This window comes from Streptomyces sp. Isolate_45, from assembly GCF_024721315.2.
Taxonomy (GTDB): domain Bacteria; phylum Actinomycetota; class Actinomycetes; order Streptomycetales; family Streptomycetaceae; genus Streptomyces.
This window is the reverse complement of the sequence record NZ_JANFAK020000006.1, coordinates 1-15,522: the sequence shown is the minus strand read 5'-3', so window position 1 is coordinate 15,522 and position 15,522 is coordinate 1. Positions and strand designations below refer to the sequence as shown.

Here is a 15,522-nt window from a genome sequence, read left to right as displayed (position 1 = left end):
CCGGCGAGCGGGGCCGGTGGGGTGGGGCCGGTGGGGTGGGGAACCGGTGTGCTGCGGGGCCTCAGCCGGCGATGGGCACCTTGCGGGCCTCGACGACCGGCTCCGACCCGGTGAGGGGCCCGCTGCCGCGGCGCGGCACGAGCAGCGCGAACCCTGCGGCGAGGGCGACGGCGACGGCCCCGATCCACAGGGCGGGGACGGTCCCGTCGGTGAAGGCCTGCGGGGTCTCGTAGCCGCCCTGGGCGGAGAAGACGGAGGCGAGGACGGCCACACCGAGGGCGCCGCCGACCTCGCGGAGTGCGTTGTTGGTTCCGGAGGCCTTGCCCTGGTCGGCGGGGCGCACCGTGGACATGAGCACGTTGGCGGCCGGGGCGAAGTAGAGGGCCATGCCGATGCCGCTGAGGATCAGCGCCGGGAGCTGGGCGGCGTAGGAGACGTCGGTGCTCAGGACCACCGCGAACCAGCCGAGCCCGATGGCCTGGAACGCCAGCCCGGCGGCGACGACGGGCCGCCCGCCGATCCGGTCGGAGAGGATGCCGGCGAGCGGGGCCACGATCATCGGCATGCCGGTCCAGGGGAGCATGCGCAGTCCGGCCTCGGTGGGCGAGTAGCCGACGACCCCTTGGAGGAACTGGCTGAGCAGGAAGATCGAGCCGAACATGCCGAGGAACATGAGCAGGCCGGCGACGTTGATCCCGAGGAACCCGCGGTCGCGGAAGAGCCGCATGGGCAGGACGGGGTCGGCGGCGCGCATGCCGTGCCGGATGAAGGCGCCGATGAGCGCGGTGCCCGCGATGAGGCCGGTGAGGACGGGCGCGCTGGTCCAGCCGTCGGCGTTGGCGTTGACCAGTGCGTAGACGATGCCGAAGAGGCCGGCGCTGATCAGCAGGGTGCCGGGTACGTCGAGGCGGGCGTTCGGTGCGGTGGACTCGGCGAGGCGCAGGCGGGCGAGGGGGATCAGGGCGAGGCCGATCGGGACGTTCAGCCAGAAGATCCACTGCCAGGAGATGTGCTCGGTGAGGGTGCCCCCGATGAGCGGACCACTGGCCACGGCGAGACCGGTCACGGCCCCGTAGATCCCGAGGGCCATGCCCCTGCGGGCGGCCGGGACGGCGACGGTGAGCAGCGTGAGGGTCAGCGGCATCATGATCGCCGCTCCGACGCCCTGAACGGCCCGGGCGGCGATGAGCGCGTCGATGCCGGGCGACAGCGCGGCCGCGGCGGAGGAGGCCGTGAATATCCCGAGCCCGATGATGAAGAGCCGCCGCCGGCCGAACCGGTCCCCGAGCGCGGAGCCGAACATGAGCAGGACGGCGAAGGTCAGCGTGTAGGCGTTCACCGTCCACTCCAGGTCCTCCAGCTTCCCGCCGAGGTCGGCGCGGATCGCGGGGAGGGCAGTGGTGACGACGAGGTTGTCGAGGGCGGCCATGAAACTGGCGGCGCCGGTGAGGACGAGAGCCCAGATCGCGGGCGCTCCGAGGCGGGGCGCGGGCGCTCCGAGGGCGGGTTGTGTGCTCACGGTGTTTCCCCCTGATCAGCGTGACGCTTTTGGTAGTGACTGATTACTAACTTTTGCGGGCAGGCCGCACCGGCCGGCGGGACGGGGTGGGACGGGCGGGAGCGGTGGGGCTCGGAGGGCGGACGGACTCAGGCCTGCGGGGACTCGCGGGATTCGGCGAAACGGGCGGACTCGGCGGACCCGGAGAGCCAGCACCCTTCCCACACGCGGTGCCCCGGCGGGAACCCGAGGGCCGCGAGGGTGTTGATGAGCATTCCGTAGGCCATGAAGGAGCCCGCCTGCTCGCTGTCCCCACCGAGGGGCAGGCGAACGGTGTCCCAGAGATCCATCCAGCCGGCCCGGACCAGCTCGCCGAACTCCCGCTCCCCGGCGGCTTCGGCAGCCGCCACGGTCACGTACACCTGGAGCTGCATCTGCAGCTTGTCGGGCTGCTCGGCGATCAACGTCAGGTAGGCCGCCCCCATGGCGTCCATGGCCTCCTCACCGCTGAGCCCCTTGGCGGCCTCCTCGAAGACCAGCCTGATCTCCTCCATGCAGCGGGTGGTGGCGGCGAGGAACATGGCCTGCTTGTTGGGAAAGAGCCGGAACAGGTACGGCTGCGAGACACCGACGCGCTTGGCGATCGCCTCGGTGGACGTCCCGTAATAGCCGCCACGCGCAAACTCACACATGGCCGCCCGCACGACGCTCTCGCGCCGCTCTTCCGCACTCATCCTTGCCATGGTTCTAAGTTAGTGCTCAATCACTAACCGGGTCAAGGGTGGCGGGGAGGACGGGGCGAGGTGCGGGGTGCCGGGTGCCGGCAGTCGGGGTTGCGGACGTGAGCGGGGTCCGGGGGCGGGGTCCCACCGGTCCGAATCAGGGCGGGTTCGGGGGGTTCCCGTCGGTCTTCGGCTTTCCGTGTCGGGTCGGTCGGTCAAGGGTGGCCGAAGGCCATCGCGAAGCGACGCGACCGCAGGGAGCGCCCTTGAGGGACCGGCCCGACACGGGGAGACGATGAGACCGGCGGGAACCCCCCAAACCCGCCCTGATCCGGGCCAAGGACACCCCGCCCACCCCCATCCCGACCAGCCCCGCGGGCCCGAGGAACAAGACCCCGCCCAACCCGACCCCGCTCAGGCCAGTTGGACCACCGCGCGGGACATGCCGAGGACCTTCTGGCCCGCGCTCATCGCCGTCAGGTCGACCCGTACGCGCTTGTCGTCCAGCTTGACGGCCACCTTCGCGGTGACCTCGATCAGTGCGCCCTCGTCGTCGTTCGGGACCACGACCGGCTTGGTGAAGCGGACTCCGTAGTCGACCACCGCACCCGGGTCGCCCGTCCAGTCGGTCACCACACGGATCGCCTCGGCCATGGTGAACATGCCGTGGGCGATCACGTCCGGCAGTCCGACCTCCTTGGCGAACTTCTCGTTCCAGTGGATCGGGTTGAAGTCGCCGGAGGCCCCGGCGTAGCGGACGAGCGTCGCGCGCGACACGGGGAAGGACGCCGCCGGCAGTTCGGTGCCGACCTCGACGTCGTCGTACTGGATGCGGGCAGTCATCTCAGGCCTCCTCGGGGGCGCGGGACACGAGCTTGGTCCACGCCGTCACCACGTGCTCGCCGGAGGCGTCGTGGACCTCGCCGCGGATGTCGATGATGTCGTTGCCGGCCATCGACTTCACGGCCTCGATCGTCGAGGTCACGGAGAGCCGGTCGCCCGCGCGGACAGGACGGACGTACGAGAACTTCTGGTCGCCGTGCACGACGCGGCTGTAGTCGAGACCCAGCTGGGGGTCCTCGACGACCTGTCCCGCCGCCGCGAATGTGATGGCAAACACAAAGGTCGGGGGTGCGATCACGTCGGAGTGGCCGAACGCCTTGGCCGCTTCCGGGTCGGTGTAGACGGGATTCTCATCACCCACCGCGACCGCGAATTCGCGGATCTTCTCCCGGCCGACCTCGTACGGATCGGTGGGCGGGTAGGTCCGCCCGACGAAGGTCTGGTCGAGGGCCATGGCTCACTACCTCCTGTGGAAGGGACACGAAAGAACAGACGGAGAGGGACGCGCCGCCCCGCGCCGGATCGTGATCCGTGCGGAAACGACACAAGGCCGCCCCCCAATGACGGGGACGACCTCATGACGGTGCCTATATTCGAGACTTCGCCAGGATCAGCGGGTCTCGCGGTGCGCGGTGTGCGAGTTGCAACGCGGGCAGTGCTTCTTCATCTCCATGCGATCCGGGTTGTTACGCCGGTTCTTCTTGGTGATGTAGTTCCGCTCCTTGCACTCCACGCAGGCCAGCGTGATCTTCGGGCGGACGTCGGTGGCAGCCACGTGAGTGCTCCTTGACGGACTATGGGACGGATGAACGCATAAAAGAGTAGCCGATCGGGAGACCGACCCCGCAATCGGCTACTAGTTGTAGCGGCGACCGGACTTGAACCGGTGACACAGCGATTATGAGCCGCTTGCTCTACCGACTGAGCTACGCCGCTTTGATGAGATCCGCTCCCCACCCGAGGGTGGGGAACCTCACTCACCAGAGCCCCAATGCGGAATCGAACCGCAGACCTTCTCCTTACCATGGAGACGCTCTACCGACTGAGCTATTGGGGCGAGCGATGAAGACATTACACGGTTGCCCGCCGATCGCCCAAATCCTTTGCGGCGACTGGCCTCGGGAGGAGGCCGGTGAAGATTTTCGATCACCGCGCGGGCGCCCGTCCGACAGATTTCGGGCCGATTGTGCGGGAGCTCACACCGCGCCACCCGACTCTCGCCGTCACGGACGCACCACATGTCCTCGGCGACCCCTCCCCGCTCCTCCCCCGCCGCGCCGGAGCGGCAGGTCGCGCCGGGGCGCGCCGGGGCACCACACCGGTACGACTATTGCGCTCTTCCGCGAAGCGGGCAGTCGGGCGCCCTAGGCTCTGACCACGCTGCGTGATCTTGGGCCGCGGGCTGTGGCCACGGCGCAGGAACCGCCCGAGCCACCGCAGGAGCGCGATGTCCGACAGCCAGCCGCAGCAGCCCTCCCACTCCTCGCGGAACCCGGCGGAGGGCCCCTCCCGCGCCCCCGGCCTCGGGGGCGCGCCCGAGGCCGGCGGTCTTCTCCTCGCCGGGGCGCGGCTCACCGACGGTCGTACCGTCGACGTCCGGCTCGGCGGCGGTCGCATCCAGGCCGTCGGGACCGCGGGCAGTCTGACCGCCCCCACGCTGTCCCGGGTCGACCTGCGGGGATACCTGCTGCTCCCCGCCCCCGCCGAGCCGCACGCGCACGGGGACACCGCCCTGACCGCCGACGGCGAGGGGCCCGTCTCGTACGGCCTGGACGAGGTGCAGCGCCGGGCCACCGAGGCTGCCCTGCTCCAGCTCGGTCACGGCGCGACCGCCGTCCGCTCCCACGTGCGGATCGGCGATGTGCACGGGCTCGGCCCCATGGAGGCCGTCCTCCAGGCGCGGCGGTCCTTGCGGGGGCTGGCCGACCTGACGGCCGTGGCCGTGCCGCGGTTGCTGACGGGGGCCGCCGGCGCGGACGGATTGGCCATGCTCCGCGACGCCGTCAAGATGGGCGCCTCCGTGATCGGGGGCTGCCCGGATCTGGATCCCGATCCGACGGGCTTCGTCGAAGCGGTCCTGGAGCTGGCCGCGGAGCACGGCTGCCCCGTGGACCTGCACACGGACGGTGACGACCCCGGCCGTCTCGCCCGGCTCGCGGCGATGGCCGGCGGGCTGCGCCCCGGGGTGAGCATCGGGCCCTGCGGGGGTCTGTCGCGGCTCCCGCTCGAGGCGGCTTCGCGCGCGGCCGACCAGCTCGCGGCGGCGGGCGTACGGGTGACGTGCCTGCCCCAGGGCGACTGCGCGGCCCTGGAACGGCGCGGCCTGCGCACCGCCCCCGTACGTCTGCTGCGGGCGGCCGGGGTGCGCGTGACGGCCGGGAGCGGGGCACTGCGGGACGCCGGGAACCCGGTCGGGCGCGGGGACCCGCTCGAAGCCGCGTACCTGCTGGCCTCCCAGGGCGGGCTGCGTGCTCCGGAGGCCTACGAGACGGTCAGCAGCGCCGCCCGGGAGGCGATGGGGCTGCCCGAGGTGCGGGTGGAGGCCGGCTTCCCGGCGGAGCTGCTCGCCGTGCGCGGGGACCGGATCGCCGGGGTGCTGTCGTTGGCGTACAGCCGGATCGTGATCCACCGGGGGCGTGTCGTAGCCCGTACGAGTGCCGTACGGGAGTACTGCGACTCGGCGGTCGCGGTGGCCCTGGACCTGCCCAGGCAGGGCCGTACGGAGTCGGGGGCCTGAGGCGCCGGACGGGCGTTCGCGGGCGCCCGCGCCCGGCTCGACGTACGGTCGGGACATGCGCATCGTCATCGCGGGTGGACACGGTCGGATCGCGCTGCGGCTGGAGCGACTGCTCGCCGCGCGCGGGTACGAGGTCGCGGGCATCATCCGCGATCCGGCGCAGGGCGACGACCTCAGGCAGGCGGGCGCCGAACCGGTGCTGTGCGACCTGGAGTCGGCGTCCGTCGAGCACGTGGCGGGCATCCTGCAGGGCGCGGACGTCGCGGTGTTCGCCGCCGGCGCCGGTCCGGGCAGTGGGGCGGAGCGCAAGGAGACCGTGGACCGGGGCGCGGCGACGCTGTTCGCCGACGCGGCCGAACGGGCGCGCGTGCGGCGCTTCCTGATGGTCTCTTCGATGGGTGCGGACCCGCGGCACGGGGGCGACGAGGTCTTCGACGTCTACCTGCGGGCGAAGGGCGAGGCCGACGAGTACGTCCGTACCCGGTTGGGCCTGGAGTGGACGGTCCTGCGGCCGGGTTCGCTGACCGATGAGGCGGGGACGGGCGAGGTCCGGCTGGAGGCGGACACGGGGCGCGGGTCCGTCCCGCGCGACGACGTCGCGGCGGTGCTCGCCGAGCTGGTGGAGACGCCGGCGACGGCGGGCCTGACCCTGGAACTGGTCGCGGGCTCCACCCCGGTGTCGGTGGCCGTCAAGAACATGGCGGGCACCTGAGCGGGGGCGGGCGCCCGGCCCGCCGTTGAACGGGCGTCAGAAGTCGGCGTCCAGCTTGTCGTCCGAGCGTCCGACGGAGTCCTGCTGGAACTGCTTCTCGTAGGTCTGCCGGATTCGTTCGACGCGTACCGAGCGTTCCTCCGCCTCCTTCTCGGGGTAGAGCAGGATGACTTCGTACGATGTCTCGCGGATGGTCGTGCCGTCCTGGCCGCGCCACTGGCCGCGGCCGTCCTGGAGGGTGAGCCCCTCGGGGAAGGCCGGGGTGATGTCGTGGTCCAGGAACCGGAGGAACTCCGCCTCCCCCACGGGCTCCCGGCCGTCGGGGCGTTGCGTGCCGAAGTACAGCCGGGTCTCCCGGTACGGCTCTCCGACCGGGGTGTGCAGTGCGGCCCCGACCAGGGCGGGGATCCCGGCGCCGAGCAGGGCGAGCAGGACGCCGCCCCCGACCTTTCCGCGTGTGTCCGTAGTCCATGTCACGGCCGGTGAACGACCGGCCGCCCCCATCGGTGCGCCGGAGGCGCCCGATAGGGTCACCCGGATGTCGACCGCAGGGGGCGGTCCCGTGAGGTTCCGGGGTTGGGAATGGGCGACGGCGACTGGAACGTCGGTGCGGCCGAGGGCGGCCGGTTGGCGGCCCGGTGGTGGAAGTGGGCGCTGTCCGCGCCGGCCGACCGGAGCCCGGTGAGCGATACGACGGGGGTGTACGCCGACTGGCGGCAGCCGGAGGACCTCTGGTTCCTGGCGGGGACGTACGGCGGCAGGGTGGTGCGGCGCTGCACCGTTGCGGCGGGCCGTCGGCTGTTCTTCCCGGTCCTGAACACGCAGCGTCCGGTGGTTCCGCTGGTGACCAAGCCGTGGCGGATGGAGGTGACCCGGGCTTCGGCGGCGGTGAACAGTCGTCCGCTGGAGGTGCGCGAGTTCACGTCGGGGACGTTCCAGTCCATGGGGATACCGCGGGTCGCGTGGGGTCTGTGGTGCGCGCTCGAACCGCTTCCGGCGGGTCAGTTCGTGCTGGAGATCGAGGCCTCGGCGACGAACGGCTTCTGGGTGGACACGACCTACCACCTGACGATGGCCGGGCCTTCCTGAGTGCACCGGGGACGCCGGCGGGGCGTCCAGCGGGCGCTCGCCCGGTACGGGACGTACGAAAAAACCCCCGTCCACCGCATTTTCGCGGATGGACGAGGGTTTTACTCGCGTGGCGGCGCCAGGGTTCGAACCTGGGTAGGCTGAGCCGGCAGATTTACAGTCTGCTCCCTTTGGCCACTCGGGCACACCGCCATGATCGTTGCCGTCTTTCCGCCTTGCGGCGGCGCTCCGTGGCAACGACGTAAACAATACCCGATGTGCGGGTGTGGTCCGCCACCGGATTGATCAGCCCCCCACGTGGGCGTGATGGCTAGGCTTTGCGGAGCGGGCCGGGGATGTCCGGCCGCGCCCTTCGGGGCACATCACAGCCGACTTCAAGGAGCCACAGCACATGGCCGACTCCAGTTTCGACATCGTCTCGAAGGTCGAGCGGCAGGAGGTCGACAACGCCCTCAACCAGTCCGCGAAGGAGCTCTCGCAGCGCTACGACTTCAAGGGCACGGGCGCGTCGATCGCCTGGTCCGGCGAGAAGATCCTGATGGAGGCGAACTCCGAGGAGCGCGTCAAGGCCGTCCTCGACGTGTTCGAGACCAAGCTGGTCAAGCGCGGGATCTCGCTGAAGGCGCTGGACGCCGGCGAGCCGCAGCTGTCCGGCAAGGAGTACAAGATCTTCGCGACGATCGAGGAAGGCATCTCCCAGGAGAACGCCAAGAAGGTCGCGAAGATCATCCGTGACGAGGGCCCCAAGGGCGTCAAGGCCCAGGTCCAGGGCGAGGAGCTGCGCGTCAGCTCCAAGAGCCGTGACGACCTCCAGGCCATTCAGGCGCTGCTCAAGGGCAAGGACCTGGACTTCGCGATCCAGTTCGTGAACTACCGCTGATCAGCGGGTCCGGTGGTTCCGGGCCCGTTCGCGCAGCACTGAACGAACCCCGAGGGCACGACGGGGGCGGTTCGCCGGGGAGGTTGCGGCGGGCGCCCGTGTCGTGCCCTTCGTCGTCGGCGCTCGGAGGGTGTGTGCGGGGCGTGAGCGGCGCGTGCTCCTACGCGGCCCCCCTGTGATCACTAGGCACGGGCCGGTGCGGCCACCACGCTGGGTGAATCGTCAATCACCGGATGGCAGGGGGTTCCCGCATGCCTGGGGCCGGCACGTTCCGCCAGGACTTCGCGGCGTCCGTGGTCGTCGCGCTGGTCGCGCTTCCGCTCTGTGTGGGGGTGGCCGTCGCCTCCGGGGTGCCGGCCGAGTTGGGGGTCGTCACCGGGGTGGTCGGCGGGCTGGTCACCGGGTGGTTCCGTGGGAGCTCCCTCCAGGTGAGCGGGCCCGCGGCCGGGCTAACCGTGCTGGTCTACGAGGCGGTGCGGGCGTACGGGCTGCCCGCGCTCGGGGTGCTGGTGCTGGCCGCCGGGCTGTTGCAGCTGGGCATGGGGGTGTTGCGGCTCGGGCGGTGGTTCCGGGCGATCTCGATCGCCGTCGTGTACGGGATGCTGGCCGGGATCGGGCTCGTGCTGATCGCCGGGCAGCTCTACGCCCTGGGCGGGGTGACGGCGCCGGGGCACACCCTGGCCAAGCTGGGCGGGCTGCCGGCGCTCGTGGGGCGCGCGGACTGGTCGGCCGTCGCGCTGGGCGCCGCGACCGTCGCGGTGTTGGTCGCGTGGCCGCGGGTGCCGGCGCGGCTGCGGATCGTGCCGGGGGCTCTCGTCGGGGTGGCGGCCGCGACGGCGGTGGCCGTGTTGCTGGGCCTGCCCGTGGAGAAGGTGCGGGTGACGGGGGTGCTGGAGGCTGTGGCGCCGCCCGGCTGGGCGGACTTCGGGGTGCTGGCCTCCGTGGGTGCCGTCGGGACCGTGGTCGCGCTCTCGCTGATCGCCTCCGCGGAGACGCTGTTCAGTGCGGCCGCCGTCGACCGGATGCACGACGGGCCGAGGACGCACTACGACAGGGAACTCATCGCCCAGGGCGTGGGCAACAGTGTGTGCGGGATGCTCGGCTCGCTGCCGATGACCGCCGTCATCGTCCGCAGCGCCGCCAACGTGGAGGCGGGGGCCAGGACCCGCGCCTCCCGGGTGATGCACGGGGCCTGGCTGTTGCTGTTCGCCGTGGCCTTCCCCCAACTCCTGGAGATCGTTCCGCTCGCCGCGCCGGCCGGGGTGCTGTTGCACGCGGGGTGGAAGCTGCTGCCGGTCCGGGCCGTGGCCGGGCTGTGGCGCACGCACCGGGGGGAGGCCGTGGTCCTGCTGGTCACGGCCTCGGCGATCGTGGTCACCAACCTCTTCGAAGGGGTGCTGATCGGCCTGGGGCTCGCCGTCGCCAAGGCGGCCTGGGAGACCTCCCACGTGCACATCGAGGAGGTCCAGGAGGGCGAGGAGCTGTGCGTGCGGGTGGTGGGGAACGCCAGCTTCCTGAGGCTGCCCAAACTCCTCGACGCGCTGGACGCGCTGCCGAACGGGGAGCACGTGCGGCTCGACCTGAGCGGGCTGCGGCACCTGGACCACGCCTGCCTGACCGCCCTGGAGGGGTGGGAACGCAAGCGGGCGCCGCTCCCCGGCCGGGAAGGCGTCGTCTAACCCGACCACCGCTGCGCGCTACGCGATCGCGAACGTCTGCGCGCGGGCTCTCGGTTCAGCTGTCAAGGTACGGGCCGTCACCGCGGTCGGGGTGTTCGCCGGCGGGTGCCGGCCTGCGCGACGCACTCCTCGCCTCCGGTGGTCACGCGGGCGGCGTTGACCCCGGGAGGGGCGGCGCGGGGCCGGGCCAAGGGGCGGCCCGGGGTGGCCCCCCGGAACCCGGCTGCGCGGGCAGGTGTTCGTGGCGCCCGGCCGCGCAGCCCCTCAACCGGTCGGTGACTTGCTCCAGCAACTGCTCGGATTCGTTCATGCGTTCATGGTGACGCATGCCCCCGACATCCGTTCGACCCTGTGGATAACCCCGGGACGTCCGAGGTCAGCGCGAGGCGAACGGGGCGTCCGTCGGGACGATCTCGCGGCCGAGCGGGAGCAGGGAGAGCGGGACCATCTTGAAGTTGGCGATGCCGAACGGGATGCCGATGATCGTGATGCACAGCGCGATGCCGGTGGCGATGTGGCCGAGGGCCAGCCACCAGCCGGCCAGGATCAGCCACAGGACGTTGCCCACGCAGGAGCCGGCGCCGGAGTCACGGCGTTCGACCGTGGTGTAGCCGAACGGCCAGAGGGCGTACACGGCGATGCGGAACGCCGCTATGCCGAAGGGAATGCCGATGATCGTGATGCAGAGGATCACGCCGGCCAGGCAGTAGCCCAGGAACAGCCAGATCCCGCTGAGCACGAGCCAAATGATGTTGAGGATGGTCTTCACTGACTGCGTCCTGCCATCTGTTCGAGCCGGGCGATGCGCTCGGCCATCGGAGGGTGTGTCGAGAACATCTTGGACAGTCCTTCGCCCGGCCGGAAGGGGTTGGCGATCATCATGTGACTCGCCGTCTCGATGCGCGGTTCGGCGGGCAGCGGGAGCTGTTTGGTGCCCGCATCGAGCTTGCGCAGGGCGCTGGCCAGGGCGAGGGGATCACCGGTGAGCTGGGCTCCGGAGGCGTCCGCCTCGTATTCGCGCGAGCGGCTGATGGCGAGCTGGATCACGGACGCGGCCAGCGGGCCGAGGATCATGATCAGCAGCATGCCGATGAGGCCGGGGCCCTCGTCGTCGTTGGACCGGCCGATCGGGATCAGCCAGGCGAAGTTCACCAGGAACATGATCACGGAGGCCAGTGCGCCGGCGACCGAGGAGATCAGGATGTCCCGGTTGTAGACGTGGCTCAGCTCGTGGCCGATCACCCCGCGCAGTTCGCGTTCGTCGAGGATGCGCAGGATGCCCTCGGTGCAGCAGACCGCGGCGTTGCGCGGGTTGCGGCCGGTCGCGAAGGCGTTGGGTGCTTCGGTCGGTGAGATGTAGAGCCGTGGCATGGGTTGGCGCGCGGACGTGGAGAGTTCGCGCACCATGCGGTACAGCTCGGGGGCCTCGAACTCGCTGACGGGGCGGGCGCGCATCGCGCGTAGAGCCAGCTTGTCGCTGTTCCAGTACGCGTAGGCGTTCGTCCCGAGGGCGACGACGACGGCGACGATCAGGCCCGTCCGCCCGAAGAGGCTTCCGATGACGATGATGAGTGCGGACAGCCCGCCGAGGAGTACGGCGGTCTTGAGCCCGTTGTGCCGGCGGTGCACGGTACGCCCTCCAAGTGGTGCGGCAGGGGGGACCCCGTCCAAGGTCTGAGGGTCTACGGTCCAGTGGACCCTCCCTTCCTGGTCAACGCCAGATGGGGCCGTACGGTTCCCGGGGCGCGGCGGGGCCGCCGCCCCCGCAGGGCCGGTCCGGGGGTGGTGGTGGGCGTTGGGCCGGGCGGGTGAACGTGCTCCGACCTGAGGGGTCCTGCCGCGTCCTACTGCGGGAAGAGGCTGCCCGAGGCGAAGCGCAGGACGAGCTGGGGGGCGCCGGAGAGCACCACGGCGGTGGCCGCGGTGAGCACGATCGCGGCGGTGACCGGCCAGGGGACCTTGGCCGCGGCGGGCCGCGCGGCGGGGGCGCCGTCCTCGGGGGAGCGGAAGAGGAGCGCGGTCCACCGCAGGTAGTAGTAGAGGGCGACGACGACGTTGGCGGCCATGACGACGGCGAGCCAGCCGAGCCCGGCGTCGACGGCGGACCGGAAGACGGTGACCTTCGCGAAGAGGCCGATGATGCCCGGCGGCAGTCCCGCGAGGCACAGCAGGAAGAAGGCCAGCGCGAGGGCGGCGAACGGGCGCTCGGCGTAGAGGCCGCGGTAGTCGGCGATCCGCTGGAGGGGCTTGGTCCGGGCGACGAGCGCGGCCACGGCGAAGGCTCCGAGGTTCACGGCCCCGTACATCAGGGCGTAGGCGACGGTGGAGCCGATCTGGTCGCGATCGGAGTACGCGGCCGCCGCGATCGGGACCAGCAGGTAGCCGGCCTGGCCCACGGAGGACCAGGCGAGGAGCCGTACGGCGCTGTTGGGGCGGTCCGCGGACTGGCGCAGGGCGGCGGCGTTGCCGAGGGTCATGGTCAGCGCGGCGAGGACGGCCAGGGCGGGGCCCCAGATGTCGGAGTACGCGGGGAAGGCGATGACCGTGACGAGGATCAGGCCGGTGAAGCCGACGGCCTTGCCGATCACCGAGAGGTAGCCGGCGATGGGCAGCGGGGCGCCCACGTAGGTGTCGGGGACCCAGAAGTGGAAGGGGACGGCGGCGGTCTTGAAGGCGAAGCCGACGAGGGTCAGCGCGACGCCGGCCATGGCGAGGGTGTCGAACCGCGCGGGGACGTCTTCGAGGCGGTCCGCGACCTGGTCGAGGTGCAGGGAGCCGGTGGCGGCGTAGACGAAGGCGACGCCGAGGAGGGAGACGGCCGTGGCGGTGACGGAGGACAGGAAGAACTTGAGGGCGGCCTCGGAGGACAGCCGGTCGCCGCGGCGCATGCCGACCAGGGCGAAGGCGGGCAGCGAGGCCACTTCGAGGGCGACGATCAGGGTGGCGAGGTCGCGGGAGGCGGGCAGCAGGGCGGCGCCGGCGGCGGAGGAGAGCAGCAGGAACCAGTACTCGCCGGCGGGCATGCGGGTCTCGCGGACGGCGGTGACCGACATGAGGGCGGTGACGAGGGCGCCGGCGAGGACCAGGAACTGCACGACGAGCGCGAAGTGGTCGGCGGTGTAGGAGCAGGCGGTCGGGTCGCCGGTGAGGCAGAAGGTGGTGCGGTCGCCGGCGCGCAGGGGCCACAGGGCGGCGGTCGCGGCGGCGAGGCCGGCGACGGAGATCCAGCCGAGGAGCGGCTTGCGTCCTTCGGGCAGGAACAGGTCGGCGACGAGGACGAGCAGGGCGACGGCGGCGGGGACCACCACGGGCGTGATGGCGAGCCAGTCGACGGACTGGACGAGGCTGGGGGTTTCGGCGGCGAGGACCGTCAGGGCCGTCATGAGTTGCCTCCTGCGAGGAGCTTCTGGACGGCCGGGTCGGTGAGGCCGAGGAGGACCGCGGGCCACAGGCCCGCGAGGACGGTGAGGGCGACGAGCGGGGTCCAGGCGGCGAACTCGTGGCGCTGGACGTCCGCGACGGTGATCCCGGGTTCGGCCTTCGGGTCGCCCATGCAGACGCGCCGTACGACGATCAGCAGGTAGGCGGCGGTGAGCAGGGTGCCGAACGCGCCGACGGCCGTGTAGGTGAGGAAGGCCGGCCGCGACAGGCCTTCGGCGGGGTCGAACGCCCCGAACAGGGCCAGCATCTCGCCCCAGAAGCCGGCGAGGCCGGGCAGGCCGAGGGAGGCGACGGCGGCGAAGGCGAGGAGGGCGCCGAGGCGGGGCGCGCGGCCGTACAGGGCGGCGCCGGTCGCGCCGGCGAGGGTGTCGAGGTCGGCGGTGCCGTAGCGGTCCTTGAGGGCGCCGACCAGGAAGAAGAGCAGGCCGGTGATCAGGCCGTGCGCGATGTTCGCGAAGAGCGCGCCGTTGACCCCGGTCGGGGTCATGGAGGCGATGCCGAGGAGGACGAAGCCCATGTGGCCGACGGAGGAGTAGGCGATGAGGCGCTTGAGGTCGCCCTTGCCGCCCTTGCGGGCCAGCGCGAGGCAGGCGAGGGATCCGTAGACGATGCCGACGACGGCGAAGGCGCCGAGGTACGGGGCGAAGGTGTGCATGCCGTCGGGGGTGACGGGGAGCAGGATGCGGACGAACCCGTAGGTGCCCATCTTCAGCATGACGCCCGCGAGGAGGACGGAGCCGACGGTGGGGGCGGCGGTGTGGGCGTCGGGGAGCCAGCTGTGGAGCGGCCACATGGGGGTTTTGACGGCGAGGCCGATGCCGATGGCGAGGACGGCCAGCAGCTGGGTGGTGTGGGTCAGTTCGCGGCCGTTGTCGGAGGCGAGTGCCACCATGTCGAAGGTGCCGCTGTTCAGTCCGATGAGGAGCAGACCGAGCAGCATGACGACGGATCCGAGGAGGGTGTACAGGATGAACTTCCAGGCGGCGGCCTGCCGCTGAGCGCCGCCCCAGCGGGCGATGAGGAAGTACATCGGGATGAGGACCATCTCGAAGGCGAGGAAGAAGAGCAGCAGGTCGAGGACGGCGAAGGTCGCGAGCGTCCCCGATTCGAGGACGAGGAGCAGCGCGACGAAGGCCTTCGGGGAAGGGCCATCGGGGAGCTTGTGGTAGCTGTACACCGCGCAGAGGAAGAACAGCAGCGCGGTCATCAGGAGGAGGGGGAGCGAGATGCCGTCGACGCCGAGGTGGATCCGGATGTTCAGCGCCTGGATCCAGCTGATGTCCGTCGTCGCCTGGAAGCGGGACGGGGCGTCGTGGTCGAAGCCCGCGGTGAGGGCGATGGCCGCGGCGAGGATGACGCCGGTGACGGTCACGCCGTGGCGCAGGACGGCCTGTTCGGGGCTCCTGCCCTTGAGTCCGGGCGGGGCCGGCAGGAGGGCGGCGACGGCCCCGAGGAGCGGTGCGGCCACGATGAACGCCAGAAGGAACTGCATCACGGACGGGCTGATATCAATCACGGCTGACTCACGGCTCACGATCCGGCGTTGACGTTGGCGAGGACGGCGGTGGCGATCGCCAGGACCACGGCGCCGGCGAGCAGGGCGCTCAGGTAGGTCTGCACGTTGCCGGTCTGGGCGCGGCGCACGAGGCTGCCGAGCAGCCGGGTGCCGGTGCCCGCGCCGCGGACGTACGTGTCCACGACCTCCCGGTCGAGGAAGCGGACCAGGCTCGCGGCCCCGCGGACGGGGCGGACGAACAGGCGGTCGTAGACGGCGTCGAGGTGGAAGCCGTCGGCGGCGTGGCGGTGCAGGGGGCCGAGGAGGGCGCGTCCGGGGTCGGGGGCGGGTCCCGCCGGGACGGCGGGGTGCTCGTGGGTGACCTCCGCGACCTCGGGGGTCTCGGCGGCGGACTCGGCGGCGGCG

At 71.6% G+C, this 15,522-nt stretch carries 15 protein-coding genes, 3 tRNA genes and 1 pseudogene; 5 read left to right on the top strand and 14 right to left on the bottom strand.

Annotated elements, in window-relative coordinates; all coding sequences use genetic code 11:
* Positions 1-61 precede the first annotated feature (61 nt).
* From NOD94_RS03580 to NOD94_RS03550, 7 genes are all read right to left on the bottom strand, one after another.
* Positions 62-1,519 carry a DHA2 family efflux MFS transporter permease subunit gene (locus NOD94_RS03580; RefSeq protein ID WP_281204213.1) on the bottom strand — a complete coding sequence of 486 codons (1,458 nt, stop codon included), beginning with the start codon at positions 1,517-1,519 and terminating at the stop codon, positions 62-64.
* Positions 1,520-1,647: 128 nt separating this feature from the next.
* Positions 1,648-2,241 (bottom strand): helix-turn-helix domain-containing protein, encoded by a 594-nt coding sequence (locus tag NOD94_RS03575; RefSeq protein WP_281204212.1) that lies wholly within the window; start codon positions 2,239-2,241, stop codon positions 1,648-1,650.
* Positions 2,242-2,634: 393 nt separating this feature from the next.
* The gene (locus NOD94_RS03570; RefSeq protein WP_281204211.1) at positions 2,635-3,063 is read right to left on the bottom strand and encodes a MaoC family dehydratase; all 429 of its coding nucleotides are present in this window, start codon (positions 3,061-3,063) and stop codon (positions 2,635-2,637) included.
* Position 3,064: 1 nt separating this feature from the next.
* Positions 3,065-3,517 carry a MaoC family dehydratase N-terminal domain-containing protein gene (locus NOD94_RS03565; RefSeq protein ID WP_281204210.1) on the bottom strand — a complete coding sequence of 151 codons (453 nt, stop codon included), beginning with the start codon at positions 3,515-3,517 and terminating at the stop codon, positions 3,065-3,067.
* Positions 3,518-3,673: 156 nt separating this feature from the next.
* Positions 3,674-3,838 (bottom strand): 50S ribosomal protein L33, encoded by a 165-nt coding sequence (rpmG, locus tag NOD94_RS03560; protein WP_007265873.1) that lies wholly within the window; start codon positions 3,836-3,838, stop codon positions 3,674-3,676.
* Positions 3,839-3,926: 88 nt separating this feature from the next.
* A tRNA-Met gene (locus NOD94_RS03555) sits at positions 3,927-3,999 on the bottom strand.
* A gap of 48 nt (positions 4,000-4,047) precedes the next feature.
* Positions 4,048-4,120, bottom strand: a tRNA-Thr gene (locus tag NOD94_RS03550).
* Between the two features lie 390 nt (positions 4,121-4,510).
* Here NOD94_RS03550 and NOD94_RS03545 point away from each other — a divergent pair.
* The gene (locus NOD94_RS03545) at positions 4,511-5,800 is read left to right on the top strand and encodes an amidohydrolase family protein (protein ID WP_281204209.1); all 1,290 of its coding nucleotides are present in this window, start codon (positions 4,511-4,513) and stop codon (positions 5,798-5,800) included.
* Between the two features lie 55 nt (positions 5,801-5,855).
* Positions 5,856-6,512, top strand: coding sequence for an SDR family oxidoreductase (locus tag NOD94_RS03540; RefSeq protein ID WP_281204208.1), 657 nt, complete (start codon positions 5,856-5,858; stop codon positions 6,510-6,512).
* Positions 6,513-6,548: 36 nt separating this feature from the next.
* On the opposite strand, the gene NOD94_RS03535 is transcribed toward NOD94_RS03540, so the two are convergent.
* Positions 6,549-6,989 carry a DUF3574 domain-containing protein gene (locus tag NOD94_RS03535; protein ID WP_281204207.1) on the bottom strand — a complete coding sequence of 147 codons (441 nt, stop codon included), beginning with the start codon at positions 6,987-6,989 and terminating at the stop codon, positions 6,549-6,551.
* A gap of 105 nt (positions 6,990-7,094) precedes the next feature.
* On the opposite strand from NOD94_RS03535, the gene NOD94_RS03530 reads away from it, so the two are divergent.
* Positions 7,095-7,601: a hypothetical protein gene (locus NOD94_RS03530; protein WP_281204206.1), complete on the top strand. Its 507-nt coding sequence runs from the start codon at positions 7,095-7,097 to the stop codon at positions 7,599-7,601.
* Between the two features lie 110 nt (positions 7,602-7,711).
* On the opposite strand, the gene NOD94_RS03525 is transcribed toward NOD94_RS03530, so the two are convergent.
* Positions 7,712-7,793, bottom strand: a tRNA-Tyr gene (locus NOD94_RS03525).
* Between the two features lie 199 nt (positions 7,794-7,992).
* Between NOD94_RS03525 and NOD94_RS03520 the strand changes: the two genes are divergently transcribed.
* Positions 7,993-8,481 (top strand): YajQ family cyclic di-GMP-binding protein, encoded by a 489-nt coding sequence (locus tag NOD94_RS03520; RefSeq protein WP_281204205.1) that lies wholly within the window; start codon positions 7,993-7,995, stop codon positions 8,479-8,481.
* 251 nt (positions 8,482-8,732) lie between these two features.
* The gene (locus NOD94_RS03515; RefSeq protein WP_281204204.1) at positions 8,733-10,160 is read left to right on the top strand and encodes a SulP family inorganic anion transporter; all 1,428 of its coding nucleotides are present in this window, start codon (positions 8,733-8,735) and stop codon (positions 10,158-10,160) included.
* A gap of 376 nt (positions 10,161-10,536) precedes the next feature.
* On the opposite strand, the gene NOD94_RS03510 is transcribed toward NOD94_RS03515, so the two are convergent.
* The 5 genes and pseudogenes from NOD94_RS03510 to NOD94_RS03490 form a co-directional block, all read right to left on the bottom strand.
* A complete protein-coding gene (locus tag NOD94_RS03510) occupies positions 10,537-10,929 on the bottom strand; it encodes a YccF domain-containing protein (RefSeq protein ID WP_281204203.1) in 393 nt (130 codons plus the stop codon).
* Positions 10,926-11,789: a zinc metalloprotease HtpX gene (htpX, locus tag NOD94_RS03505; RefSeq protein WP_281204202.1), complete on the bottom strand. Its 864-nt coding sequence runs from the start codon at positions 11,787-11,789 to the stop codon at positions 10,926-10,928. Before htpX ends, NOD94_RS03510 begins: the two co-directional genes overlap by 4 nt.
* A gap of 215 nt (positions 11,790-12,004) precedes the next feature.
* Entirely contained in the window at positions 12,005-13,543 is a 1,539-nt protein-coding gene (locus tag NOD94_RS03500) for an NADH-quinone oxidoreductase subunit N (protein ID WP_281204201.1), read from the bottom strand.
* The gene (locus tag NOD94_RS03495) at positions 13,540-15,093 is read right to left on the bottom strand and encodes an NADH-quinone oxidoreductase subunit M (RefSeq protein WP_281204275.1); all 1,554 of its coding nucleotides are present in this window, start codon (positions 15,091-15,093) and stop codon (positions 13,540-13,542) included. The genes NOD94_RS03500 and NOD94_RS03495 overlap by 4 nt, the downstream gene beginning before the upstream one ends.
* Before the next feature lie 38 nt (positions 15,094-15,131).
* Positions 15,132-15,522 (bottom strand): annotated as a pseudogene (locus NOD94_RS03490) (NADH-quinone oxidoreductase subunit L); the annotation flags it as partial.

Excerpts from the sequence above, each read along its gene's own strand:
- NOD94_RS03575 (WP_281204212.1), bottom strand. The coding sequence starts at position 2,241 with ATGGCAAGGATGAGTGCGGAAGAGCGGCGCGAGAGCGTCGTGCGGGCG.
- NOD94_RS03570 (WP_281204211.1), bottom strand. The coding sequence starts at position 3,063 with ATGACTGCCCGCATCCAGTACGACGACGTCGAGGTCGGCACCGAACTG.
- NOD94_RS03565 (WP_281204210.1), bottom strand. The coding sequence starts at position 3,517 with ATGGCCCTCGACCAGACCTTCGTCGGGCGGACCTACCCGCCCACCGAT.
- NOD94_RS03545 (WP_281204209.1), top strand. The coding sequence starts at position 4,511 with ATGTCCGACAGCCAGCCGCAGCAGCCCTCCCACTCCTCGCGGAACCCG.
- NOD94_RS03540 (WP_281204208.1), top strand. The coding sequence starts at position 5,856 with ATGCGCATCGTCATCGCGGGTGGACACGGTCGGATCGCGCTGCGGCTG.
- NOD94_RS03530 (WP_281204206.1), top strand. The coding sequence starts at position 7,095 with ATGGGCGACGGCGACTGGAACGTCGGTGCGGCCGAGGGCGGCCGGTTG.
- NOD94_RS03520 (WP_281204205.1), top strand. The coding sequence starts at position 7,993 with ATGGCCGACTCCAGTTTCGACATCGTCTCGAAGGTCGAGCGGCAGGAG.
- NOD94_RS03515 (WP_281204204.1), top strand. The coding sequence starts at position 8,733 with ATGCCTGGGGCCGGCACGTTCCGCCAGGACTTCGCGGCGTCCGTGGTC.
- NOD94_RS03500 (WP_281204201.1), bottom strand. The coding sequence starts at position 13,543 with ATGACGGCCCTGACGGTCCTCGCCGCCGAAACCCCCAGCCTCGTCCAG.
- NOD94_RS03495 (WP_281204275.1), bottom strand. The coding sequence starts at position 15,093 with ATGCAGTTCCTTCTGGCGTTCATCGTGGCCGCACCGCTCCTCGGGGCC.